At 56.9% G+C, this 24,822-nt stretch carries 23 protein-coding genes and 1 pseudogene; 19 read left to right on the top strand and 5 right to left on the bottom strand.

Features of this window, described 5'->3' with window-relative positions:
* Positions 1–117: 117 nt before the first annotated feature.
* The 3 genes from ACJTMZ_RS01585 to ACJTMZ_RS01575 all read left to right on the top strand — a co-directional run bounded on the left by ACJTMZ_RS01585 (position 118) and on the right by ACJTMZ_RS01575 (position 2,722).
* A complete protein-coding gene (locus tag ACJTMZ_RS01585; RefSeq protein ID WP_017382277.1) occupies positions 118–693 on the top strand; it encodes a helix-turn-helix domain-containing protein in 576 nt (191 codons plus the stop codon).
* A 66-nt stretch (positions 694–759) separates the two neighbouring features.
* Positions 760–1,794, top strand: coding sequence for an NADP-dependent oxidoreductase (locus tag ACJTMZ_RS01580; RefSeq protein WP_163313175.1), 1,035 nt, complete (start codon positions 760–762; stop codon positions 1,792–1,794).
* Positions 1,795–2,053: 259 nt separating this feature from the next.
* The gene (locus ACJTMZ_RS01575) at positions 2,054–2,722 is read left to right on the top strand and encodes a GntR family transcriptional regulator (RefSeq protein ID WP_003856981.1); all 669 of its coding nucleotides are present in this window, start codon (positions 2,054–2,056) and stop codon (positions 2,720–2,722) included.
* A 122-nt stretch (positions 2,723–2,844) separates the two neighbouring features.
* Here the strand turns inward: ACJTMZ_RS01575 and pqqU are convergent, their stop codons facing one another.
* Positions 2,845–4,962, bottom strand: coding sequence for a TonB-dependent receptor PqqU (gene pqqU, locus ACJTMZ_RS01570; RefSeq protein ID WP_252010611.1), 2,118 nt, complete (start codon positions 4,960–4,962; stop codon positions 2,845–2,847).
* 246 nt (positions 4,963–5,208) lie between these two features.
* Here pqqU and ACJTMZ_RS01565 point away from each other — a divergent pair, with 246 nt between their 5' ends.
* A complete protein-coding gene (locus ACJTMZ_RS01565; RefSeq protein WP_058700686.1) occupies positions 5,209–6,270 on the top strand; it encodes a YncE family protein in 1,062 nt (353 codons plus the stop codon).
* Positions 6,271–6,362: 92 nt separating this feature from the next.
* Here ACJTMZ_RS01565 and ansP read toward each other — a convergent pair whose 3' ends face one another.
* Positions 6,363–7,859, bottom strand: a complete 1,497-nt coding sequence (gene ansP / locus ACJTMZ_RS01560) for an L-asparagine permease (RefSeq protein ID WP_045339855.1) — start codon at positions 7,857–7,859, stop codon at positions 6,363–6,365.
* Between the two features lie 327 nt (positions 7,860–8,186).
* On the bottom strand, positions 8,187–9,077 hold the full coding sequence (locus tag ACJTMZ_RS01555) for a LysR family transcriptional regulator (protein ID WP_017693370.1): 891 nt from the start codon (positions 9,075–9,077) through the stop codon (positions 8,187–8,189).
* A gap of 112 nt (positions 9,078–9,189) precedes the next feature.
* Between ACJTMZ_RS01555 and ACJTMZ_RS01550 the strand changes: the two genes are divergently transcribed.
* The 13 genes and pseudogenes from ACJTMZ_RS01550 (at position 9,190) to ACJTMZ_RS01490 (ending at position 20,665) form a co-directional block, all read left to right on the top strand.
* Entirely contained in the window at positions 9,190–9,588 is a 399-nt protein-coding gene (locus ACJTMZ_RS01550; RefSeq protein ID WP_015570456.1) for a cupin domain-containing protein, read from the top strand.
* A gap of 71 nt (positions 9,589–9,659) precedes the next feature.
* The gene (locus ACJTMZ_RS01545; protein ID WP_017693371.1) at positions 9,660–10,199 is read left to right on the top strand and encodes a shikimate kinase; all 540 of its coding nucleotides are present in this window, start codon (positions 9,660–9,662) and stop codon (positions 10,197–10,199) included.
* A gap of 109 nt (positions 10,200–10,308) precedes the next feature.
* Positions 10,309–11,310 carry an LLM class flavin-dependent oxidoreductase gene (locus ACJTMZ_RS01540; RefSeq protein WP_032653686.1) on the top strand — a complete coding sequence of 334 codons (1,002 nt, stop codon included), beginning with the start codon at positions 10,309–10,311 and terminating at the stop codon, positions 11,308–11,310.
* Complete coding sequence (locus ACJTMZ_RS01535) at positions 11,307–12,428, top strand: amidohydrolase (protein WP_017382285.1); 1,122 nt, start codon at positions 11,307–11,309, stop codon at positions 12,426–12,428. Before ACJTMZ_RS01540 ends, ACJTMZ_RS01535 begins: the two co-directional genes overlap by 4 nt.
* Before the next feature lie 16 nt (positions 12,429–12,444).
* Positions 12,445–14,708 (top strand): annotated as a pseudogene (locus ACJTMZ_RS01530) (NtaA/DmoA family FMN-dependent monooxygenase).
* Between the two features lie 9 nt (positions 14,709–14,717).
* A complete protein-coding gene (locus ACJTMZ_RS01525; RefSeq protein ID WP_252010610.1) occupies positions 14,718–15,227 on the top strand; it encodes a GNAT family N-acetyltransferase in 510 nt (169 codons plus the stop codon).
* Positions 15,228–15,236: 9 nt separating this feature from the next.
* Entirely contained in the window at positions 15,237–16,163 is a 927-nt protein-coding gene (locus tag ACJTMZ_RS01520) for an amino acid ABC transporter permease (protein ID WP_047728456.1), read from the top strand.
* Positions 16,147–16,920 carry an amino acid ABC transporter ATP-binding protein gene (locus tag ACJTMZ_RS01515; protein ID WP_196357318.1) on the top strand — a complete coding sequence of 258 codons (774 nt, stop codon included), beginning with the start codon at positions 16,147–16,149 and terminating at the stop codon, positions 16,918–16,920. Before ACJTMZ_RS01520 ends, ACJTMZ_RS01515 begins: the two co-directional genes overlap by 17 nt.
* Before the next feature lie 9 nt (positions 16,921–16,929).
* Positions 16,930–17,817: a transporter substrate-binding domain-containing protein gene (locus ACJTMZ_RS01510; RefSeq protein ID WP_017693376.1), complete on the top strand. Its 888-nt coding sequence runs from the start codon at positions 16,930–16,932 to the stop codon at positions 17,815–17,817.
* A gap of 41 nt (positions 17,818–17,858) precedes the next feature.
* Complete coding sequence (locus tag ACJTMZ_RS01505; RefSeq protein WP_006810732.1) at positions 17,859–18,476, top strand: glutathione S-transferase family protein; 618 nt, start codon at positions 17,859–17,861, stop codon at positions 18,474–18,476.
* 37 nt (positions 18,477–18,513) lie between these two features.
* Positions 18,514–18,744: a tautomerase PptA gene (gene pptA, locus ACJTMZ_RS01500; protein ID WP_003857012.1), complete on the top strand. Its 231-nt coding sequence runs from the start codon at positions 18,514–18,516 to the stop codon at positions 18,742–18,744.
* A gap of 186 nt (positions 18,745–18,930) precedes the next feature.
* The gene (locus tag ACJTMZ_RS01495; RefSeq protein ID WP_015570461.1) at positions 18,931–19,932 is read left to right on the top strand and encodes a Kdo(2)-lipid IV(A) acyltransferase; all 1,002 of its coding nucleotides are present in this window, start codon (positions 18,931–18,933) and stop codon (positions 19,930–19,932) included.
* Between the two features lie 91 nt (positions 19,933–20,023).
* On the top strand, positions 20,024–20,665 hold the full coding sequence (locus ACJTMZ_RS01490; protein ID WP_126340101.1) for a DNA-binding protein: 642 nt from the start codon (positions 20,024–20,026) through the stop codon (positions 20,663–20,665).
* On the opposite strand, the gene ACJTMZ_RS01485 is transcribed toward ACJTMZ_RS01490, so the two are convergent.
* Complete coding sequence (locus ACJTMZ_RS01485) at positions 20,658–20,957, bottom strand: helix-turn-helix transcriptional regulator (RefSeq protein WP_000612740.1); 300 nt, start codon at positions 20,955–20,957, stop codon at positions 20,658–20,660. The genes ACJTMZ_RS01490 and ACJTMZ_RS01485 overlap by 8 nt on opposite strands.
* Positions 20,958–21,118: 161 nt before the next feature.
* Between ACJTMZ_RS01485 and fusA the strand changes: the two genes are divergently transcribed.
* Entirely contained in the window at positions 21,119–23,218 is a 2,100-nt protein-coding gene (fusA, locus tag ACJTMZ_RS01480; RefSeq protein ID WP_252010609.1) for an elongation factor G, read from the top strand.
* Positions 23,219–23,266: 48 nt separating this feature from the next.
* Here fusA and ACJTMZ_RS01475 read toward each other — a convergent pair whose 3' ends face one another.
* Complete coding sequence (locus ACJTMZ_RS01475; protein ID WP_015570464.1) at positions 23,267–23,839, bottom strand: flavin reductase family protein; 573 nt, start codon at positions 23,837–23,839, stop codon at positions 23,267–23,269.
* Positions 23,840–23,944: 105 nt separating this feature from the next.
* Here ACJTMZ_RS01475 and nhoA point away from each other — a divergent pair, with 105 nt between their 5' ends.
* A complete protein-coding gene (nhoA, locus tag ACJTMZ_RS01470; RefSeq protein ID WP_015570465.1) occupies positions 23,945–24,790 on the top strand; it encodes an N-hydroxyarylamine O-acetyltransferase in 846 nt (281 codons plus the stop codon).
* Positions 24,791–24,822 lie beyond the last annotated feature (32 nt).

Here is a 24,822-nt window from a genome sequence, read left to right as displayed (position 1 = left end):
TAGTACGATTTACTCACAATATTACACAGTTCTTGGGTTGCATCGCTACGACAAAATCCCTATTTTTTTGTCACCAAACTGCCCCGAAAAACCATCCGTACACTATAGTATGACGTCATGAACACAATGACAGACAATATGAATCAACGCATTAGCGCCCGCATACGCCTTGAACGCGAGTCGCGAGGGTGGTCATTAAGCGAACTGGCCGAACGGGCAGGTATTTCACGCGCCATGATCCATAAGATTGAACGGGGGGACAGTAGCCCAACGGCGACGCTGCTTGCCCGGTTATCCGGTGCCTTCGGTATTAGCATGTCTACGCTCATTGCGCGCGCGGAAATGCAGGAGGGCAAACTGTTACGTCTGGCGAACCAGCCCGTCTGGCGCGATCCGCAAACCCACTATTTACGTCGTCATGTGTCGCCGCGCAGCGATATGCCTATTGACCTCGTCCAGGTGGAACTGCCCGCGGGCAGCGATGTGCCGATGCCCGCCTCCTCTTATGCGCTGGCGCGACAGCTGATTTGGTTGCAGGCAGGTGAACTGGTCTTTCTGGAGGGGGACACCCGCCATGAAATGAAGGCCGGAGATTGTCTGGAACTCGGGCCGCCGAACGACTGCCGGTTTATTAACGAAACGGATGAATCGTGCCTTTATCTGGTCGTGCGGCTTAATCAGTCCGGCTCATAATGCAAAGGCGATCCGCAGGATAACGTGCCAGACTTGAATGACATTTTCAGCTGTAAGGAGCGATGAATGAGTCAATCAACTACGCAAAACCGACGCTGGGTACTGGCTTCCCGTCCACACGGCGCACCGGTTGCCGAAAATTTCCGCCTGGAAGAGCAGCCGATCCCCACGCCCGCAGACGGGCAGGTGTTATTACGCACCGTATGGCTCTCGCTTGATCCGTACATGCGGGGCCGTATGAGCGATGCGCCATCCTATTCACCTCCTGTCGAGATTGGCGCGGTGATGGTGGGTGGCACGGTAAGCCGCGTCGAGACCTCCCGCCATCCGGATTATAAAGAGGGCGAGTGGGTTCTGGGCTACAGCGGCTGGCAGGAGTATGAACTTTCCGACGGGAAAGGACTGGTCAGGCTGGGTGAAAACCCGTCGCACCCTTCGTGGGCACTCGGCGTGCTGGGAATGCCGGGCTTCACCGCGTATATGGGGCTGCTTGATATCGGCCAGCCTCAGGCGGGGGAAACGCTTGTCGTGGCGGCAGCCACGGGGCCGGTCGGCGCAACGGTGGGGCAGATCGGTAAAATCAAAGGGTGCCGGGTCATCGGCGTGGCCGGCGGGGAGGAGAAATGCCGTCATGCGGTCGACGTGCTCGGTTTCGACGCCTGTCTGGATCACCATGCGGATGATTTTGCCGAACAGCTGGCGAAAGCCTGCCCGCAGGGCATTGACGTATATTATGAAAACGTCGGCGGTAAAGTCTTTGACGCCGTGCTGCCGCTCCTGAATACCTCCGCGCGCGTGCCGGTTTGCGGACTGGTCAGCGGCTACAACGCGACCAACCTGCCGGATGGTCCGGATCGCTTGCCGCTGCTGATGGGGACTATCCTCAAAAAACGCATCCGCATGCAGGGCTTTATCATCGCTCAGGACTATGGCCATCGTATCGACGAGTTCCAGCAGGAAATGGGACGCTGGGTGAAGGAAGGCAAAATTCACTATCGCGAGCAGGTCACCGAAGGGCTGGACGCGGCGCCGGAGGCGCTGATTGGGCTGCTGGAAGGGAAAAACTTCGGCAAGGTCGTGATCCGCGTGGCGGCGGACTAAACAGAGCATCGGTTATGGCGGGCAAAGTCCGCCATAATTATTTGTGAAGATACGATATATTGTCTTTAATTAATCCATAAGCATTGCGCGCCATCGGCCCAGCTGAGCCAGAAGTGGTAAACGTAATATTAATTGAACAATTTTTATTTTAACGCGCGCCCTTCATACCAGGCATGACGATACAGGATATATCAAACCGGCGATGTTTTTTTAAACAGTCGCTGAAAATGGCATTTTGTTTTGGCTACGGGAATTAAACATGCTTGATTTGGAAAACCTGGAAAAAGCACAAAGAATCAGTCTGACGATGCAAGTTGAGAACAGTTTAAAGGGAGCGTTAATTACGGGCTCATTAAAACCTGGGGCTCGACTCATCACGAAAGAGATTGCGGATAAATTAGGCACCAGCATCACCCCGGTGCGCGAAGCCCTGCTGCGCCTGGTGTCGGCAGGCGCATTACAGGCCACGCCTGCTCAGGCGTTTTTGGTGCCAGAGGTTACGCTGGAGCGTTATAACGAAATTAACGCCATTCGAAAACAGCTTGAGCCGATGGCCGTTGCGGCGGCGTGTCAGAATATGACCGAGACCAAACTGGATGCATTACGCGCGCTGTCAGATAACTTCAGCACCGCCATGCATCAGGGCGACGTGCAGAAGGCGATCCATGCCAACCGCGTGTTCCGGTTTACGCTTTATCAGTATGCCGAAATGCCGACCCTGAACTCGCTGATTGAGCAGCTCTGGGTACGGATTGGTCCGTGTATCAACTACCTGCACGAAGAGATGAAAGATATCCCTGCAACGACTTACCATTATGCCGATCTGCTTTCTGCGCTTGAGCAAAGGGACGTGACGGCCAGTCGGGAAGCGATCGACCGAGCCATTGATGAAGCTAATATCCTCCTGCAACGGCAATACTACAGTTAAGGATCGCACTGGCGCACTTATTTTTTTATTCGTTTTAAACTTCCCTGAGTATATTCCCGGCGCTTAAGGCTACCGGGAATGATGTTATTTTTTACCGGCAACGTGCGCTGCCGGAAAATGTTTTACTCAAAGCGATAAGAGACCGACAGGCCCACGCCATAGTTACGGCCAGGGGCGGGTTCGTAATAGCGATTGTAGCCAGCGTTAACAATCTCTGAACCGACGTACTCTTTATCGAACAGGTTATCGACGCGACCAAAGATGTCCATTCCCCATTTGCCGTAATTGAGTTTATACCCGGTATTCAGACCGACCACGGTATAAGAGGGCGCTTTGGCGGTATTGGTGTCGTTTGCCATCACGTCGCTCATGTAGCGGGCATCTGCCCCCGCGTACCAGCCTTCCTCAGGCTCCCAGCCAAACGACGCATACCCCATGTTACGGGCAATCCCCGGCATCCGGTTGCCGCTACAGTCTGCATTGCTACAGACGTTGGTACGGTAGGTCGCATCGAGATAGGTCCACGCCATTTTCAGCTTCCAGTTTTCGGCAAACTGCTGGTCGAGCGCAATTTCCACACCCTGACGGCGCGTTTTCCCCGCATTTTTGTAGGTAGTGCGACCATCTTTGTTTTCGTCCACCACGATCTCGTTGTCGGTATCCGTGCGGAACAGCGCCGCCGTCAGGATGCCATTGCCGATGCGGGTTTTGCTGCCAATCTCATAGGTGTTGTTGGTTGACGGTTGCAGATTAATATTGAGGCCGCCTTTGCCATCAGAACGGTATGAGAGTTCGTTGATGGTCGGGGTCTCAAATCCCCGTCCCGCCGCGGCATACAGGTTCCAGGCGTCGGTCACGGCGTATTTCACCGCACCAGCCGGGAGCCATTTATGGTAGCTGGCGTCACCGCTGTCATCGCCGTTTTGCGGGGTAATGTAATGATCGTTGGAGTCAAACCAGACGGAGCTGTAACGCACGCCCGCCTCAACGGACAGCTTTTGCGTGAGCTGCCACTGGGTTTGCAGGTAGGGATCAAGGTTCCACATCAGGTTACGTTCGTCACGGCGTTTATTACCCTTTACGCCAAAATCCGGCACGCCGTTGTTCATCACGAAGTTTTCATACCCGCGGCGATTTTCACTCATATTTTCGTAGTTAAGGCCGGTGGTAAACGTTACCGGCACCAGCCGCTCGCCGCGGTGGGTCCAGCGGGTATCAATACCCTGATAGTGGCGCTGCATATCAATTACGCCGCCCGAATGCGCAGGATTTTCAGTCTGCGTGGTATCCGGAATGGACTGGTACTGGGTCATTTCACGCTCACCGGCGTACATCATCACGCTGAGGTCGTCCTGTTCGCTCAGCTGGCGGTCGTAGCGGATCCCGGCCTGGGTCTGCTTAATGGTTTTACGCGTATTGTACTGATCGCCACGGGGTGACTGGCGCGGGTTGTTCTGCCACTCCTGATAACTCAGTCCGCCCGGATCGTTGGCTTTCATGTCCACGCTGTTAAAAATCAGCGTTAGCTTGCTGACATCATCAATGCGCACGCCCAGTTTCGCGTTGGCGAGGTTTTTCCGTGCGCCGCTGTGGTCACGATAGCCATGTGTGGTGAAACGGGTGGTGGATACCGCATAGTCCACATCCCCCGCCTGAGTCCCGTCGCCCACCGCACCGGTGGCCTTCATGCCGTAACGCCAGGTGCCGTAGCTGCCGTAATAGCTGCTGGCTTCAATTGTGGCTGGCTGTTGTCCGGTCTGGGTGTTGATGTTAATCACGCCGCCGGAGGCATTGCCGTACAGGGCAGAGAATGGGCCGCGCAGCACGTCGACGCTCTCAATGCTGTTGAGGTCAATGTTTGACGTCTGCCCCTGGCCGTCGGGCATGGTTGCCGGAATGCCGTCCACGTACATGCGGATCCCGCGTACGCCGAAGGTCGAACGCGCGCCGAATCCGCGAACGGAAAGTTGCAGATCCTGAGCATAGTTCTGGCGGTTCTGGATTTGCAGGCCTGGTACGCTCCCAAGGGATTCAGAAAGGTTGATGCGCGGTGTGGCATGTCGCATATCCTCGCCGCTCACCACGCTGACTGCGGCGGGGGTGTCCAGTTCGGAGACGGTTTGCGGCGCGGCGCTGACGATCAGAGTCTGTTCATCCGCGGCCATCGCACTCAGCGGGCCAAAAATGACGGGAACGAACAGCAGTGGTAGTGATGCCTTGCGGGCAGTAATAATTTTCATGGAGTAAACCGGTTAAGAAAAATTCGAACCAAATCAACTGGAACCTGTGTATATATGTTAAATCCTTTGTAAATGTTATGAAAACTATAACCGCACATTTCGTGAATGTAAGGCTTTGAAGGAAAGAAATACTCCACATTCAACTCATTAATGATTACTATTCTCATTAAAATAACGGCAAAGCGATGACTTTGCCCACCGGAAGTGATGTCAGCGGTAAATCTCCTCATTTAAAAAGGAATTGTTATGTCTTTACGTCATCTGTGCTCGCCGCGCCTGCGTGGGTCTCTGCTGTTGGGCTCTTTACTGTTTGCCGGTACGTTCCAGGTTCATGCCGCTGAAGAGATGCTGCGCAAAGCGGTCGGCAAGGGCGCGTATGAAATGGCCGTCAGCCAGCAGGAAAACGCGCTGTGGGTTGCGACGTCACAAAGCCGCAAAACCGATAAGGGCGGCGTGGTCTATCGTCTGGATCCGGTCACGCTGGAAGTGACGCAGGCGATTCATAACGATCTCAAGCCGTTTGGCGCCACGATCGATAACGCCACCCAGACGCTGTGGTTCGGTAACACCGTCAACAGCGCCGTGACGGCGATTGACGCCAAAACGAGCGAGGTGAAAGGGCGCCTGGTGCTGGACGATCGCAAGCGTAGCGACACGGTGAAGCCGCTTCAGCCGCGCCAGCTGGTGGCCGATGACACGACCAATACGGTTTACATTACCGGTATCGGCAAGGAGAGCGTGATCTGGGTTGTTGATGGCGCAACGCTGAAGCTGAAGGACACCATCACCAACACCGGCACGTTCAGCACCGGTCTGGCGCTGGATGCGAAGGCAAAACGCCTGTATACCACCAATGCGGACGGCGAGCTGGTGACCATTGATACGGCAACCAACAAAATCCTCAGTCGTAAAAAAGTGCAGGATGACGGAAAAGAGCACTTCTACCTGAACCTGAGCCTGGACACTGCCGGCCAGCGTGCGTTTGTGACGGATTCAAAACAGCCAGAAGTGCTGGTGGTGGATCTGAAAGATGGCAGCGTGATGCAGAAAATCGCCGCGCCAGCATCGCTGGCCGTACTGTTTAACCCGGCGCGTAACGAAGCCTATGTGACGCACCGCGAGGCGGGCAAGGTGAGCGTGATTGACGCCAAAACCTACAAAGTGACCAGGACCTACGATACCCCGGTTTACCCGAACAGCCTGGCGCTGTCTGCGGACGGTAAAACGCTGTATGTAACGGTGAAACAGAAATCAACCCGTCAGCAGGAAGCGACCCAGCCTGACGATGTGATTCGTATCGCGCTGTGATGGTGGAATTGCCCGGTGGCGCTGCGCTTACCGGGCCTACAAAACCATGAGATGTAGGCCGGGTAAGGCGAAGCCGCCGCCCGGCTTTTTTATTAACGCGAGATTTCTTCTACCAGCGGTGCGTCGTGCTTTTCATCGTCGTGATGAAGCGGCGCGGTGCTGTGGATCTCGTGAACGCGCTTACGCACGCCGAACCAGCCAGCAATCAGCAGAACCGCCAGCAGTGGAATCGTCGCGATGGTGTAAGTACCGTTCGGGTAGTCAAACGCCATCAGTACCAGCACGCTGAACAGGAACAGCAGGGTGAGCCAGGAGGTCACCGGTGCGCCCGGCATCTTGAAGCACACATCAGCCGCTTTGCCTTCTTTGATCGCTTTGCGCAGACGCATCTGGCAGACCACAATAAAGGCCCAGGAGGCGATAATCCCCAGTGCAGCCACGTTCAGAACGATCTCAAATACGCGGGACGGCACCAGATAGTTCAGGAACACGCCAAAGACGTAAACCACCAGCGTGGCCAGAATCCCCGCATAAGGAACCTGCTGCCTGCTCATCTTCGACATAAACTTCGGCGCAGAGCCTCCCATCGACATGGAGCGCAGGATACGGCCCGTCGAATAGAGCCCGGAGTTCAGGCTGGAGAGCGCGGCGGTCAGTACCACGATGTTCATGATGCTGCCCACGTACGGCACGCCCAGCTTAGAGAAGAAGGTTACAAACGGGCTTTGCCCCGCCTGGTATGCATTCCACGGCAGCAGCAGCACCAGCAGCACCACGGAACCCACATAGAACAGACCGATACGCCAGATCACGCTGTTGATGGCTTTTGGCACCATCGTCTGCGGATCTTTACATTCGCCTGCCGCCGTACCGACCAGTTCGATGGAGGCAAAGGCGAACACCACCCCCTGCACCAGAACCAGCGCTGGCAGCAGGCCGTGCGGGAAGAAACCACCGTTATCGGTAATCAGGTGGAAGCCGGTTGCGTTACCGTCCAGTGGTTTACCGGTACCGAGGAATACGGTTCCGACCACCAGGAAGATCACAATGGCCAGCACCTTCACCAGTGCGAACCAGAACTCCATCTCGGCGAACCATTTCACGCCGATCATGTTCATGGTCCCGACAATTGCCAGCGCCCCAAGGGCGAACACCCACTGCGGCACATCGCCAAACGCGCCCCAGTAGTGCATGTACAGCGCAACGGCGGTGATATCGACGATACCGGTCATCGCCCAGTTAACGAAGTACATCCAGCCCGCGACATACGCGGCTTTTTCACCAAGAAACTCGCGGGCGTAAGAGACAAAGCTGCCGCTGGAAGGGCGGTGGAGTACCAGTTCGCCGAGGGCGCGAAGGATGAAGAAAGAGAAGATCCCGCACACCAGATAGACCAGGGCGAGAGCGGGGCCAGCCATTTGCAGACGTGCGCCTGCACCTAAAAACAGACCTGTACCGATAGCGCCGCCGATGGCGATCATCTGCACCTGACGGTTGCCCATCGCCTTGTGATAGCCCTCTTCATGAGAGTTCAACCAGCGACGTTTCGCAGCATGATGATCGGCTGCGCTTTTATTGCTTGTTTTCATTGAGTTACCTGTTTGCCTGTCTGAACCATTAACGTGATAGTCCTGCCTGGCAGAAGCCGAAACAAACGATTGCTTCTGCGCAGACACATGCCGCCTTTCCAGTCATTCTGTGTATGGATAAGGCAAAACATGGCGAGGCATCCTACCCGCAATTGTTAAGTGACGCAAAATATAACCGTGTCGAAAGTGATGCTCGTCGAAGGAAATCGTGTGGTCAGAGCAGACGGCGATCACAACGCGCTGAATCGTGCCGTTTTTTTAGGCAAAAAGGTCTGTGAATGCTGATTTAATCATCAGGTTTACTTAATAGTTACTTATAGGTAGAGCTTATGAATGCCGCAGGGCTGCAATAAGTAATGCAAACGCGGTAGTGTGCTGGCGGCGGCTCGGATAGTACAGATGGTATCCCGTAAAAGCCGGGCACCAGGCTTCAAGCACACGCACTAACCGGCTCTCAGCAAGGGCGTCCTGAACCGCATCTTCCGGGACGTACGCCAGCCCCAGACCGTTTTCGGCGGCATCGATGCGTTGCGGCAGGCTGTTGAGGATCAGCTGGCCGTCAACCCGCACGCGCAGCTCACGTCCGTCCCGTTCAAATTCCCAGGCATATAATCCGCCGCGTGTGGGCAGGCGCATATTAATGCAGCGGTGCTGATCAAGCTGCTCCGGCGTTTCCGGTACGCCGAAACGTTGCAAATACTCTGCCGACCCGACGACCGCCATGCGCATGTCCGGCGCAATACGAACGGCAATCATATCTTTCGCCACCTGCTCACCCAGACGCACCCCCGCGTCAAAGCGGCCATCGACAATATCAGTCAGCCCATTGTCCACCGTGACTTCAACGTTGATATCAGGATACTGCGCCATAAAGGGTTTAAGCACAGGCCACAGCACCGCAGACATGGCGTGCTCCCCGGCGGTAAGGCGAATATTCCCGGCAGGTCTGTCGCGGGTATCACGCAGCGCGGTGAGTTCCTGCTCGATCTCCAGCAGATGGGGGCTTAAGCGCATGAAGAGTTGCTCGCCGGCCTCGGTAGGGGCCACGCTACGGGTGGTGCGGGTTAACAGACGGACTTCCAGCCTCGCTTCCAGATTGCGCATTGCGTGGCTGAGCGCCGACTGAGATACCCCAAGCTGCGCCGCGGCGCGGGTAAAGCTGCGCTCCCGGGCGACGACCATAAAGGAAAGCAGATCGTTGAAGTTGTCTTTTAACATGACGGTTTACTCGATTTATGAATTGAATTCATGGTTCCTTTCTGATTATGCACTCTAATGCTCCCCATGGCTTTACGCTACTGTTAACGCAACAGCAAACGAGGAGTTAATCATGAAAATTATCCGTAGCGGTTCGTTACCTTCCGTTCAGGGGCCAGAGGCCTGGTTTACCGGCTGCGTGCGCATTGACGCGCCTTTCCAGGCGACTGAACCGGCAAAAGTCGGCGGCGCGACCGTCACCTTTGAACCCGGCGCACGTACCGCCTGGCATACGCATCCTCTTGGACAAACGCTGATCGTGACGCAGGGGCGCGGCTGGTTACAGGAGTGGGGGAAAGAGGCGGAACCGCTGAATCAGGGTGATATCGCCTGGATCCCACCCGGCGTGAAGCACTGGCACGGCGCAAGCGCGCAGACGGCCATGACCCATATCGCCATCGCAGAAGCTGTCGACGGGAGCCCGGTGGCATGGCTGGAGAAGGTCACCGACGAGCAGTATCCGAACGAGTAGTCTGGCGTTTCGTAAACAAATTATTAACGTTATGATTCGATCCGTTTTCTTCAGCATGTGCAGGCGGAACGGTGAAAATCAATATCATAGGCACCAGCGGAAGTGGGAAAAGCACGTTTGGCAGGCGAATCGCGGAGGCGCTGGCTATCCCTTACATTGAGATGGACAGGCTTTACTGGCGAGCGAACTGGCAGGGAACACCGGATGATGAGTTTCTTGCAACCCTGGAAAAAGCGCTCGCCGCCTCGCCTGACTGGGTCCTGGACGGAAATTACAACCGCACACGCGACGTTAAGTGGCGCGACGTCGATCTGGTGGTGTGGATAGATCGTGGGTTTATCCGCACGCTCTGGCAGGCGGTGACGCGAGCCTCCAGACGCGCCTGGCACAAACAGGAGCTCTGGCCCGGCACGGGGAACCGCGAAAGCTTTCGTCGGTCGTTCCTTAGCAAGGACTCTATTATCATCTGGACGATCAAAACCTGGCGCAGCAACCGCAAACGATATGAGGCGGATATGCAAAACCCGCAGTACGCACACATTCGCTTTCTCCGCATTACCCGACGGCAGGATGCGGAAAGACTCATTACATCGCTCAAATCACGCCGATGACAGACTCTCTATTGCCGTTTTCCGGCAATCCAAATGTAAATTAATTGTTTCTCAGAGGTGAAATCCACCTTTAATAATGACGACATGTTAAGTCAAACGAGAACGCAACATGTCATGGCGAATCAGCATTCTGGATAAAAGCCCCGTCGCAGAACACGAAACAGCCGCCGATGCGCTGGCGCGAACCTTAGCACTGGCGCAACAGGCAGAAACGCTGGGTTATCACCGCTTCTGGATTGCCGAACACCACAATACCCCGCAGCTTGCCAGCCCCTCGCCGGAGCTGCTGATTGCCTGGATCCTCGGGCAAACAAAACGTATTCGCGTGGGCTCAGGCGGCGTCATGCTGCAACATTACAGCCCCTATAAAGTCGCCGAAAATTTTAACGTACTGGCCGCCATTGCGCCGGGCCGGGTTGATCTGGGCGTTGGCAAAGCGCCCGGCGGTCTGCCGCTCTCTACCCGTGCCTTGCAGCACGGCCTTAATCCGCAGGAAAAAGGCAGCTTTGCTGAACAACTGACGCAGCTCGATCGCTGGATCCGCCCTGAAAATCAGTCAGCGGAGGAGGACGTTCGCGCCACGCCGCTGCCGCCGGTGCCTGCCCGGGGGTTTCTGCTGGGTGCCAGCACCGAAAGCGCGCTGCTGGCGGCCTCCCTCGACTGGCATTTTGTCTTTGCCGCCCATCTGAACGGTGATCCTGAGCTGCTGCGCGAGGTCGTCACAGCCTGGCGTCAACACAGCGTCCGGGAGGTGATTGTGGCCGTGCAGGCCATTGTTGCCCCAACCCAGGCTGAGGCCGATGCGCTGGCGCAGAAGGTTGAAGTGTGGGGCGTGGAGCTGGCAAACGGACAGCGCGTCACCGTCGCCAGCGAAGAACAGGCCTACGCCTTTGCGCGGCAGGCGGGGAGTGAACCGGTGCGCATCGCGCGTCGGGCGCAGTCTCTGCTGGCCGGAACGGCGGCGTCGGTGCTTGAACAGCTCAACGCGCTGCATCAGCAGTGGGGGATTGACGAATTTATCATCGACACGCCGGTCGCTGATGGCGCAACGCGCGTACAGTCCCTGCGACTGCTGGCCGAGGCGCGTCTTAACAGGGAGGTTACCGTATGAGCTTTAGCGAACAACTGATTGCCTGGCGCCGTGAGCTGCACCAGAACCCTGAACTCTCTGGTCAGGAGGTCGAAACAACGGCGCGCCTGCGCGAGTGGCTGACGGCAGCCGGGATTGCCCCGCTGCCTTACGATCTCCAGACCGGGCTGGTTGCGGAGATCGGCACGGGCAACGCACTGGTTGCGCTGCGCGCCGATATCGACGCGTTACCCATCGACGAGCGCAGCGGGGTGCCGTTTAGCTCCCGGCGTGCGGGGGTGATGCATGCCTGCGGACACGACATTCACACCAGCGTGATCCTCGGCGCCGCGCTAAAGCTGAAAGAGCGGGAAGCCTCGCTCAACGGTCGCGTGCGGATCCTGTTCCAGCCAGCGGAAGAGAATTTCGGCGGAGCGAAAAGCATGGTGCGGGCCGGGGCGTTACGCGACGTACGCGCGATTTTCGGGATGCATAACGAGCCGTCACTGCCGGTCGGCGAGTTTGCCACGCGCGGCGGCCCGTTCTATGCCAACGTTGATCGCTTCGTTATTCACGTGACCGGCAAAGGCGCGCATGCCGCACGTCCCCATGAAGGCAACGACGCCATCGTGCTGGCAAGCCAGCTGGTAACCGCGCTGCAAAGCGTAGCCAGCCGTAACGTCAACACGCTGGATTCGGTTGTTCTGAGCGTGACGCGCATCGCCGGGGGGAATACCTGGAACGTGCTGCCGGAAAGCGTTGAGCTGGAGGGCACGCTGCGCACGCACCGCACGGAAGTGCAGCAGAACGTGAAAGCGCGCGTCGGTGAAATCGCCGCCGGATTTGCCAGCGCCTTTAGCGCGCAAATCAACATCACCTGGTACGCCGGGCCCACCGCGCTGGTGAACGATGAGCACTGGGCCGGGTTTGCCACCTCGGTCGCGCGCGAAGCGGGATATGAAACCCGGCATGCGGAACTGCACATGGGCGGGGAGGATTTCGCGGTCTATCTGCAAAACATACCCGGCGCGTTTGTCAGCATTGGCAGCAACAGTCCGTTTGGGTTACATCACCCGGCATTTAACCCGGACGAAGCATTAATCGAACCCGCTGCCCGCTATTTTGCTCAGCTCGCGGAAAAAGCCCTGCAACACGTTTAATTAATTTGAGGTGAATATGTCTGCACATCGTCAATTGCGGCTGGGGACCATTTTGCATGGTGCATCCGGAAATATGTCTGCCTGGCGCCACCCGGCGGCGGTCGCGGATGCCAGCATTAATTTTGATTTCGTTAAAGAAACGGCTTTAAAAGCAGAAGAGGGCAAGCTCGACTTTATATTTGTGGCCGACGGCCTTTATATTAACGAGAAATCCATTCCGCATTTTTTAAACCGCTTTGAGCCGCTGACGGTGTTGTCCGCGCTGGCGAGTATCACCTCGCGCCTGGGGCTGGTCGGCACGTTATCCACCTCGTACAGCGAGCCTTTCACCGTTGCACGCCAGTTCGCCAGCCTCGATCACCTGAGCAACGGACGCGCGGGCTGGAACGTAGTGACGTCACCGCTGGAAGGGTCAGCCAGGAACTTCTCCCGCGAAAAACACCCGGAGCATGCGCTGCGCTACCGCATTGCCGATGAGTATCTCGACGTGGTGAAGGGGCTGTGGGATTCCTGGGAAGGGGATGCCTTTATCCGCAATAAAGAGAGCGGACAGTTCTTTGATGCGTCGAAACTGCATACTCTTGATCACCACGGTGATTTCTTCCAGGTTTCCGGCCCGCTGAATATTGGCCGCACGCCGCAGGGACGTCCGATTGTCTTTCAGGCTGGCGCGTCCGACGACGGTAAAAAGCTGGCGGCAAAACACGCTGACGCCATCTTTACCCACCATGACACGCGGGAAGAAGCCCAGGCTTTTTACCGCGATGTTAAACAGCAGCTGGAAAGTCACGGCCGCCGCGCAGAGGATTTACATATATTCCAGGGCGTCAGCGTGATTGTTGGAAACGACGCCGATGACGTAGAAAACCAGTATCAAACTACGGCGGCACTGGTCTCCATTAATGATGCGCTGAATTACCTCGGACGATATTTCGAGCATCACGACTTCAGCCAGTATCCCCTCGACGCGCCGTTCCCGGATATTGGCGATTTGGGCAAAAACAGCTTCCGCAGCACCACCGATGAAATCAAGCGTAACGCCCGTGAGCGCAACTTAACTCTGCGTCAGGTCGCGCTGGAAGCCGCATCGCCGCGCCCGCGTTTTTCCGGCACACCGGAGCAGGTGGCCGATGGTTTACAGGCCTGGTTCGAAGAGAAGGCGGCGGATGGCTTCATCATTCAGGGCGGCACGCCGGACACCTTCCCGCGCTTTGTCGACCTGGTGGTGCCCGTTTTACAGGCGCGCGGCCTGTTCCGCACCGACTATCCCGGCACCACGCTGCGCGAAAGTCTGGGCTTAGACGAGCCCAAAAATCAGTTCACACAACAATAAAAGAGAAAAACGCTATGCAGAAATCATCGCTTATTCTGGCGCTTGCGCTGGCCTTTACCCCTGCCGTCTGGGCAGAGAACGTCAATATTAACGGCACCGGCGTGAGCATTGAGGCCAATAAAACGCCGATCAATACCGCCAAAAACAGCGATGCGATCGCGCAACTGCCGAAAGACTATCGTTTTGCCGTGCCGGGGAAATTTACCGTGGCGGTGGCGGGACTGAATCAACCGCCACTGACGGTCTTTTCCGACGACAACAAAACTCTGCTGGGAAGTGAGGTCGACATCGCGCGTCTGGTAGCGGACAGCCTCGGACTGGAGCTGAACGTGGTGCCCACCTCCTGGGAGGACTGGCCGCTGGGGGTTGCCTCCGGGAAATACGACGCGGCTATCAGCAACATCACAGTCACTAAAGCGCGCAAAGAGAAGTTCGACTTCGCCACCTACCGCAAGGATTCACTTGGCTTCTACGTGAAATCCACCAGTCCGATCAACTCGCTTGTGAAGGCAGAGGATATCGCCGGGCTGCGCATCATCGTGGGTTCCGGCACCAACCAGGAGGCCATCCTTCTGGCATGGAACGAAGAGAACCTCAAAAAAGGGCTTAAACCCTTTACGCCGATCTACACCAAAGACGACGCGGCCCAAACGCTGGCGCTTCAGTCCGGACGCGCGGACGCCTACTTTGGCCCGAACGTGATCGGTGCCTGGAAAGCGGCGCTTAACGGTAAAACCAAACTGGTCGGCAGCGTCGACGGCGGCTGGCCGAAGGCGGCGCATATCGCGGTGACGCTGAAAAAAGGCAGCGGCCTGGTCGAGCCGGTTCAAACCGCGCTGAACGGCGCGATCAAGAACGGAGATTACGACAAGGTGCTGAACCGCTGGGGGGAAGGCGTGGAGCGTATCCCCAGTTCAGAAGTTAACCCGGCGGGTCTGGGCGATTAAGGAGGCGCTATGCGCGAACAATTTCGTGACGTTTCGCCGGAAGATGCCGAACTCCAGCCCATCATCGAGGGGCTGTTCGGTGAGTACGCCGCTCGTTACGGCGACTACTTTTCAAAAGATGCGGAAGTCGAGCTGACAGAGTGGTACCTGGCGCCGCAGGGGCTGTTTATCGTCCTGGAGCGCGATGGCGAGATCATCGCCACCGGTGCGTACAAGCCCTTCGACGAACATACCGCAGAGATCAAACGCATCTGGACGAATAAAACGCTGCGCAAGCAGGGGCTGGCCGCGCGCGTGGTACAGGAGCTGGAGCGCCGGGCGGTGCTGGCGGGCTACAGCCACATCTACCTGACCACGGGGTTTCGCCAGCCGGAGGCGGTGCGGCTCTATCTCAGCCAGGGGTACCAGCCGCAGTTCGATCTTAACCGTGATCCGGAAGAGTATAGCCAGCCGCCGTTCGACGGTCGGCTGCGTTTCACTAAGACGCTGATCCGCGAAGCGCTCAGCAAAACCGCATAAGGAGCGACGATGAGCAACGTTGAAACTATAAAAGTGGTCCCGGCACGTTATCCGCTGCGCGCTGCTGGCGCCGTGGTGGCGCTGTTTGTGCTGGCGGTCGTGATCCAGTCCGTGGCCTTTAATCCGCGCTGGGAATGGGCGGTATTTGCCCGCTGGTTCTTCGACCCGGTGATCCTCGAAGGCGTCGGACAGACGCTGCTGCTGACGTTGATAAGCACCGTACTGAGCGTGGTGATTGGCGGCATGCTGGCGCTGGCGCGGCTCTCGTCATCATGGCTGTTGAGCAGCCTGGCGTGGGGGTACATCTGGCTGTTCCGGTCGCTGCCGCTGATCGTGGTGCTGATTATCCTCTATAACTTCTCCTATCTCTACGACACGCTCTCTCTCGGCGTGCCTTTTACCGGCATTACCTGGGGCAGCTTTGAAACCATCAATGTTCTCGGGCAGTTTTCTACCGCCATCGTGGGGCTGACGCTGGTGCAGAGCGCCTATACTGCGGAGATCATTCGCGGGGGCTTCCTTGGGGTCGACCACGGTCAGTATGAGGCGGCCGCTGCGCTGGGTCTGCCGGCGTGGCGTCGCACCGTGCGCATAATTCTCCCCCAGGCGCTGCGCACCATCCTGCCGTCCGGGTTTAACGAAATCATCAGCCTCGCCAAAGGGACGGCGATGGTTTACGTGCTGGCGATGCCGGAACTGTTCTACACGATCCAGATGATCTACAACCGCACCCAGGAGGTGATCCCGCTGTTGATGGTGGGGGCCGTCTGGTATCTGGTGATCACCACCGTACTGTCTGCCATCCAGCATGTTATTGAGCGTGGACTCGCCCGCAGCGAGCGCCGCTCCGCCGTTAACCACAACCGGGCGACCAGTCGCGCGCGCTCCGTCACCACTTCGCCAGCACAGGAGCCTGTTCATGCAAGCCTCTCCTGAAGGACATATTTCCATTACCGGCGTCAGTAAGTTTTTTGGCCGACATAAAGCGCTCGATAACATCACGCTTGAGATCCCGCCGGGCTCCGTGACGGTGATCCTCGGCCCCTCTGGATCGGGAAAATCGACGCTGCTGCGCACCATTAACCATCTTGAGCGCGTAGACGAAGGCTTTATTCAGATTGACGGGGATTACATCGGCTATCGCCGTCAGGGTGACAAACTCTACGAGCTCAAAGAGAAAGAGATCCTCAAACAGCGCGTCAACGTTGGGTACGTGTTTCAGAACTTCAATCTTTTTCCGCATCTCACGGTGCTGGAAAACCTGATTGAAGCACCCATCGCGCATAAAAAGTTCAGTAAAAAAGAGGCTGTTGAAAACGCCTACAGCCTTCTGGATGTGGTAGGTCTGCGCGATAAAGCCGATGCCTGGTCGCGTCACCTCTCCGGCGGCCAACAGCAGCGTATCGCCATTGCCCGCGCGCTGGCGCTGCGCCCGCGCGTGATGCTGTTTGATGAACCCACCTCGGCGCTGGATCCGGAACTGGTTGGCGAAGTGCTGGACGTGATTAAAAAGCTCGCCCGTTCCGGCACTACGCTGGTGGTGGTCACCCATGAGATCGGCTTTGCCCGGGAAGTGGCGGACCAGGTGGTATTTATGGTCGACGGTAAAATTGTGGAGCAGGGCAGCAGCGACGACGTGTTAAACCGACCGTCGCATCCGCGAACGCGCCAGTTCCTCTCAAAAGTGCTGTAAGGAGCGCAGATGAAATATGGACTCCTGGCGGGGCTGGTCTTCACGACGGCGAGCCACGCCAGCATTGATTTAAAGGCCAACGAACAGCCGCTGCCGGTGACGGTTGATCAACAGGCAGTGGCGAAAATCCCGGCGAACTATAAATTTGTTGAGCCGGGTACCCTCACGGTGGCGATTTCAGCCCTGAATTCTCCGCCGCTGGCGCTGCTGGCCAGTGATAACCGCACCCGTATTGGCAGCGACCCGGATATCGCCCGGTTGCTGGCGGGCAGTCTGGGGCTGAAGCTGAAGCTGGTGCCAACGGCGTGGGAAGACTGGCCGCTGGGGATCACTTCCGGGCGTTATGACGTGGCGTTGGTGAATATCGCCGTCACCGAGCAACGTAAGGCGAAGTTCGATTTTGCGACCTATCGCGTCGATTCCCTCGCCTTCTCGGTGAAATCCACCAGCAACGTACAGTCGATCACCCGTGCGAAAGATCTGGCCGGTAAAAAGGTGATTGTCGGGTCAGGCACCAATCAGGAACGTATTCTGCTGGGCTGGAACGAAGAGAATAAAAAGGCCGGGCGCGAGCCTGCGTTGCCGGTTTATCTGACCGACGACGCCTCAGGCAATCTTTATATTCAGTCCGGCAGGGCGGATGTTTTCTTTGGACCGCAGTCCGTTTCGGCCTACAAAGCCGCGTTAACCGGCAAAACCCGCGTCGTGGGATTAGGGCCGAAGAAAGCCTATGTCGCCACCACAACCAAAAAAGGTAATGGGCTGGTGTATGCGTTGCAGGCTGCGCTGGACGGTGCGATTAAGCGCGGGGAGTATCAAAAGGTGCTGGCGCGCTGGGGGGAGGCGGGCGAAGCGGTGACGTCTTCTGACGTTAACCCGCCCGGGATAACCTACTAATGGTGCTCTACACTTAGGGTTTTCATCCCTGAGGGGGCAACATGATCAAACTCTATGGCGTACCCGGCTGGGGATCGGCAATCAGTGAAGTGATGCTGACTCTGGCAGACATCCCGTATCAGTTCGTCAACGTGGACGGGTTTGACCAGCCCGGCCCGCAGCGCGAATTGCTGTTGAAACTGAACCCGCTGTGCCAGGTGCCGACGCTGGAGCTGGAAAATGGGGCGATCGTGACGGAAACCGCAGCGATCGCCCTGATGGTGCTCGACAGACGTCCCGACCTCGCGCCGCCCGTAGGGCAGGCCGAGCGCCAGCAGTTTCAGCGCCTGCTCATCTGGTTTGTGGCGAACGTCTATCCCACCTTTACGTATGCAGATTACCCGGAACGCTGGGTGCCTGATGCCCCGGAACAGCTGAAGAAAAATTGCATTGAGTACCGAAAATCGCTTTATCTGTGGTTCGACAGCCAGCTCAGCGCCTCGCCGTTTGCGTTTGGCAAACAGCTGACGCTGCTTGACGTCTATATTGCCGTTGCGCGTACCTGGGGGCCACGTCATGAGTGGTTTGCCACTAACACGCCTAATATTACCGCCGTCGCGGATGCCGTCTGCGCGCTGCCGGAACTGCACAAGGTGCTAAAAGCTAACGATATAATCTGATAACGTGGAACGCTCACCTATAAAAGGAGCCCTGCCCATGCCACACGTTGATATCAAATGTTTTCCACGCGATCTGACTGACGAACAAAAAACGGCCCTGGCGGCGGATATCGCCGAAGCGATCGCCCGTCATCTGAACAGCAAAGATCGCTCAATCTCCGTGGCGCTTCAGGAGGTTCAGGAAGCTGACTGGAAGGCGCAGGTCTGGGATACCGAGATCGGCCCGAAACTGGATGAACTGATTAAGAAGCCCGGTTATTCGATGTAACTTGCCTGCCGGGTGGTGCAATATCACCCGGCGCTCCTCGCTTTTATTCCCTTTCGCAAAAATCGATAATAAAAACCATAACGATTCCGCTACAATTCATCCTTCCGAACAATATTCGTTAAATCAGCAGGTAAGCACTGCAACTGCACCAGATTAAGTACAAATTAGTAAAAGGATAATTTTTCCATGACAAAATTACCTCAGTTTTCACTTGCCTTTATTCATCCTCGTTACTGGCTCAGCTGGGCAGGCATTGCCGCGCTCTGGTGCACGGTTCAGCTTCCGTACCCGCTGCTGTTGAAAACAGGTCACGGGCTTGGGCGTCTGGCTATGCGCCTGCTTCCACGCCGCGTGGAGATCGCCAGACGAAATCTTGAGCTTTGCTTCCCTGATATGAAAGAGGACGAGCGCGAGCGTTTACTTGAGCGTAATTTTGAATCGGTTGGAATGGGCGTCATCGAAACGGGGATAGCGTGGTTCTGGCCAGACTGGCGCGTACGGAAACACTTCAGCGTGACCGGCTACGAACATATGGAACAGGCGCGGGCGCAAGGAAGGGGCGTGGTGCTCATTGGCATGCATTTTCTCACGCTGGAATTAGGCGCACGCATCTTTGGCATGCTCAACGCGGGTATTGGTGTGTATCGTCCCAACAATAATGCGTTGCTCGACTGGCTGCAAACGCGCGGTCGTCTGCGTTCCAATAAAACCATGCTTGACCGCTATGACCTGAAGGGCATGATCCGCGCGCTGAAGCAAAACGAGATCCTGTGGTATGCCCCGGACCACGATTATGGCAAAACGAATAGCGTGTTTGTGCCGTTTTTTGCCGTCCCGGACGCCGCGACAACTGCCGGGAGCTACATGCTGGTGAAAAGTGCCAGACCGGCCGTGATCCCGTTTGTACCGCGCAGAAAAGCAGATGGCACAGGGTATGAGCTGATTATTCTGGAAGATATTAGCGATACCTTGCAGGGAGGCGACAAAGCGTCGGTGGCCACGCAAATGAACAGAGCGATTGAGCGCGCCGTGATGATGGCGCCTGAGCAATATATGTGGCTGCATCGGCGGTTCAAAACCCGCCCTGAAGGCCAGCCGGACCGGTATAAACGCAAAAAACAGATCCCATCTTCTGCAAGAACCTTATCTGCCAGCGATATTTCGGACCGGTCGAGTATCCAGCAGTAGCCCGGCAGGGCGGATGCCGGTGCGCTCCGCCCTTTATAAATCCTGCCGCGCTGGATAGAATTACCGCATCCACATTGACGGGATGCCCAACATGACCGGAAGAGTCGATTATCATCTGGAAAAATACCTCCTCACCGAAGCCGGTGAGCCGGAACGTCTGACGCGCCAGTGGGCGGAGGTGATGCGCGAGTGTCATGACCAGAAATCCGGGGCAGAAGAGCGGCTGCGTCTCGCGCTGCTGAACGTGGATTATGTGACCAGCTTTGAGCTTCCCTTCCGGTTACTTCTTACCCGTGCACCGCAGCTGATTGATAGCATCAGAAATGAGTTTCAGCTCAGTCAAAAAAATGTCCTGTTCAACGGGAAGCGGTTTGGCTGCGTCTACAGCCTTAAACAGGATTTGAACGGCATTCCGGATGAATTTACCTACCACCTGAAGACCCGTATTCAGCGGATCGATGCGTCCGGCGGTTCGGAAGTGCCTTACCGGCAAATCGCTCAGCAGGTGAAAGCCCCCCGCGAGCGCCTCCAGCTGGCGCTGGAACAGGGGCTTGCGGTCACCGCGCTTGACGGGCTTTTCTGGTTTTGCCTCCAGCGCATAGCCGCCGAGGTGCAGCGGTTAAGGAAGACCGGGATGAGAATAGTCACGTCCGATACGGAGGTGTTCGACACCCTTACCGGAACAATACGGCGCATTCCGGTTTATCGTCTTGAGGACGCTGCCGCTACTTAGCCTGGAGCAGGATCGCCAGCAGTCCAGGAAAGCGGGCGTCCAGATCCTCTCTTCTCAGTGAGATCATATTCTCGCGCCCCTGCGGGCGCTGCCAGATCACGCCGCTGTCGCGCAGCACGCGCCAGTGGTGAGTCATAGTAGATTTCACCACCTCTTCCGGGCGCAGCGCGTTACAGCTCAGTTCGCTGCCGTCGGCCAGCCTGCGGATAATCGCTAATCGCAGCGGGTTGCCGAGGGCGAACAGCACATTTTCCAACACTATTTGTTCAGGTTCCGGGTGGTTTGGGATCATCGTTTTCCTGCGTCTCGCGTGAGATTGAGCTATATCAACAATAGGTCAACCGTTAAAAAATAGTTCGATAATACTCGTACAATAGGACTATTATAACAAACGAACGAACACGCGACCATCCCGGTCGTCACAAACCAGTCATGAAGACTTAAGGAAATATCATGCCCCGACCCATTCCACTCGAACGTTATCGCAACATCGGTATCTCCGCGCATATCGATGCCGGCAAAACAACCACCACTGAGCGCATCCTGTTTTACACCGGGATGAGCCACAAGCTGGGTGAAGTACACGATGGCGCGGCAACCACCGACTGGATGGCGCAGGAGCAGGAGCGCGGGATCACCATTACGTCGGCGGCGGTAAGCTGTTTCTGGCCCGGTATGGACAGAGGCTTTGAACCGCACCGCATCAATATTATCGACACCCCCGGGCACGTGGATTTCACCATTGAGGTGGAACGTTCCATGCGTGTGCTCGACGGTGCGGTGATGGTCTATGACTCCGTCGGTGGCGTGCAGCCGCAGTCGGAGACCGTCTGGCGTCAGGCGAATAAATATCACGTCCCGCGCCTGGCATTCGTCAACAAAATGGACCGCCCGGGTGCGGATTTCTTCCGCGTGGTGCAGATGATGCAGGAGCGGCTGAAAGCCAATCCGGTCCCGATTGTGATCCCCGTGGGGGCAGAAGAACACTTCACCGGCGTGGTGGATCTCATCAAGATGCGCACCATTCTGTGGGACGATACGACGCAGGGCATGGCGTTCAGCTATGCGCCAGTGCCTGACGATCTGCTGAGTACCGCCCAGGCGTGGCGAGAAAAAATGGTTTCGGCTGCGGCAGAAGCCAGCGATGAGCTTATGGATAAGTACCTTGAGACGGGCGAACTGGATGAAGCGGAAATCATCCAGGGGCTGCGCGTCCGGACCATCTCCGGTGAAATACAGCCCATGCTGTGCGGCAGCGCCTTCAAGAACAAGGGCGTGCAGCGCATGCTCGACGCGGTAATTGAATTGATGCCGTCCCCACTGGACGTGCCCGCTATTGATGGGGTTGACGAAGACGGACAGCACGCCGAGCGCCACCCAAGCGATGATGAACCGTTCTCGGCGCTGGCCTTCAAGCTGATGAGCGATCCGTACGTCGGCCAGCTGACCTTTATCCGCGTCTATTCCGGCATACTGCGTAAAGGCGACGCGGTGTACAACCCGGTGAAGGGTAAGAAAGAACGTATCGGGCGCATCGTGCTGATGCATGCCAACGATCGCCATGAGGTGGACGAACTGCGCGCAGGGGATATCGCGGCCTGTGTCGGGCTGAAAGACGTCACCACCGGTGACACGCTGACCGACCCGAATGCGGTGATCACCCTTGAACGGATGGAGTTCCCGGACCCGGTTATTTCGCTGGCGATTGAGCCGAAAACCAAGGCCGATCAGGAGAAAATGGGGATCGCCCTACAGCGCCTGGCGGCGGAGGATCCGTCGTTTCGCCTGCACACGGACGAAGAGTCCGGACAGACCATTATCTCCGGGATGGGCGAGCTGCATCTGGAGATCATCGTTGACCGCATGAAGCGTGAGTTTGGCGTTGAGGCGAACATTGGTCGTCCGCAGGTCACCTACCGTGAAACTCTGCGTAAAGCGGTGAAGGATATTGAAGGTAAATTTGTCCGACAGTCCGGCGGGAAAGGGCAGTACGGTCATGTGGTCCTGAGCCTTGAGCCGTTAGCCGCCGGGAGTGGTTTTGTGTTTGAAGATGCCACCAAAGGCGGGGTGGTGCCGCGGGAGTACATCCCGTCGGTGGAAAAAGGCTTGCGAGAAGCCATGAATACGGGAGTGCTGGCGGGCTATCCGTTGGTGGATGTGAAAGCGACCCTGACGTTTGGTTCCTACCATGACGTTGACTCCTCGGAGATGGCCTTCCGCATGGCGGCGATCCTCGGCTTCAAAGAGGGCGCACGGCGGGCGGATCCGGTTATTCTTGAGCCGGTGATGCACGTTGAGGTGGAAACGCCGGAAGAGTACGCCGGGAACATTATGGGCGATCTCTCCTCCCGTCGCGGCCTGGTGCAGGGGATGGCAGAGCAGTACGGCAGCCAGATTATTCGCGCTGACGTCCCGCTGGCTGAGATGTTTGGCTACGCCACCACGCTGCGCTCGATGTCCCAGGGGCGCGCGACGTATACGATGGAGTTCCATCATTTTGCGGAAGCTCCGCGGAATGTGGCGGATGAGATCATTGCGAAGCGTGTGAAGTAATAAAAAGCCCTCCTCCTCAGGAAGAGGGCTTTTCTTTTTTGAGGTGCGTTAATCCAGCGCCTTCACCATTTTCCCGCTCGCGACAAACGTACCCGCACCCAGATGATGCAGCGTATTCAGCTTATCCCCGTCAAACTGCCAGCGTCCGGCGACAAATGCGCGTTCATCCGCCGCGGCGGAAACCACTTCGCCAAACAGAGTGTCATATTTCTCTGCCGCAGAGGTTACAGGTAATAACCGGCACTCCATCCACGCCAGACATTTCTCTTCTATAACCGGCAGGCCAAGCTCAGGGCCATAAATAACCGGGATCCCGTAGCAGTTGAATTTATCCTCGTCGCGCCCGCTGACGCTGCCGACCGCCCAGGTCCAGTTGGCTGCCGCCACGCCGGGGATCACAATGCCGAATTTCCCGCTGCGTTCGATCAACTCCCGTGACCACGCGCTTTTGTCTACCACAATCGCAATACGCGGGGGTTCGAATTCCACCGGCATAGACCATGCGGCGGCCATGACGTTGCGACGATCGATGGTTTCATCCCGGCTGGTGATGAGCACGGTTGGACCGTGATTCAGAAGGCGGCTGGCGTGACGTAATTCAACAGGGCGAAAGTGGCTCATAGGATCTCCTCATGTACACGATGAGTATGACGAAAAAGCACTTTTACGCATATGCATAAGGGAAAATAGTTTATAAACAGGGGATATCACATCCTGGAGCAAATCATGTCCCCATTTCTGAGTGCTTATTTCGCCCGCACGGGCTGGCAGCAGCCCGTACAGGTTGATATCGATACCCTGCGGGGGCTGCATTTACACCATAACTGCGCCATCCCTTTCGAAAATATCGATGTCGTTTTGCCGCGTGAAATCCATCTGGATGACGGGTGTCTGGTGGATAAACTGGTCACCGCGCGTCGGGGGGGATATTGCTTCGAGCAAAACGGCCTGTTTGAGCGGGTGTTGCGCGAAGTCGGGTTTACGGTGCGCAGCGTGCTGGGGCGGGTTGTGCTGGCCAATCCGTCGCAGATGCCGCCGCGTACGCACCGGTTGCTGCTGGTTGAGCTGAACGGCGAGCGCTGGATCGCCGATGTGGGATTTGGCGGACAAACGCTGACGGCGCCGATTCGTTTGATCGCCAACGAGGAACAGGAAACCCCACACGGGAGTTATCGTTTGCTGAGCGAGGGTAACGACTGGGTACTGCAATTCCGCCATCACGAGCACTGGCAGTCGATGTACCACTTCGACCTGGCGACCCAATACTTCAACGATTACGTGATGGGAAACTTCTGGTCGGCGCACTGGCCGCAGTCCCATTTCCGTCATCACCTGCTGATGTGTCGCCACCTGCCGGACGGGGGCAAGCTGACGCTGACCAACTTTAATTTTACCCACTGGCAGAACGGGCATGTGGAGGAGCAGATCCATTTGCCGGATGCGGAGGCGCTGTATAAGCTGATGCAGGCGCGGTTTGGCCTGGGCGTTGATGACCCGAAGCACGGCTTTACCCTGGCAGAACTGACGGCCGTGATGGCGGGGTTTGATACGCATCCACAGGCAGGTAAATAGCCCGGTGGCGGCTACGCCTTACCGGGCCTACG

The sequence above is a fragment of the Enterobacter sp. DN genome, assembly GCF_046054285.1.
GTDB lineage: Bacteria > Pseudomonadota > Gammaproteobacteria > Enterobacterales > Enterobacteriaceae > Enterobacter > Enterobacter hormaechei_C.
The sequence above is the reverse complement of the archived record's forward strand: the minus strand, read 5'-3'. Positions and strand labels throughout refer to the sequence as shown.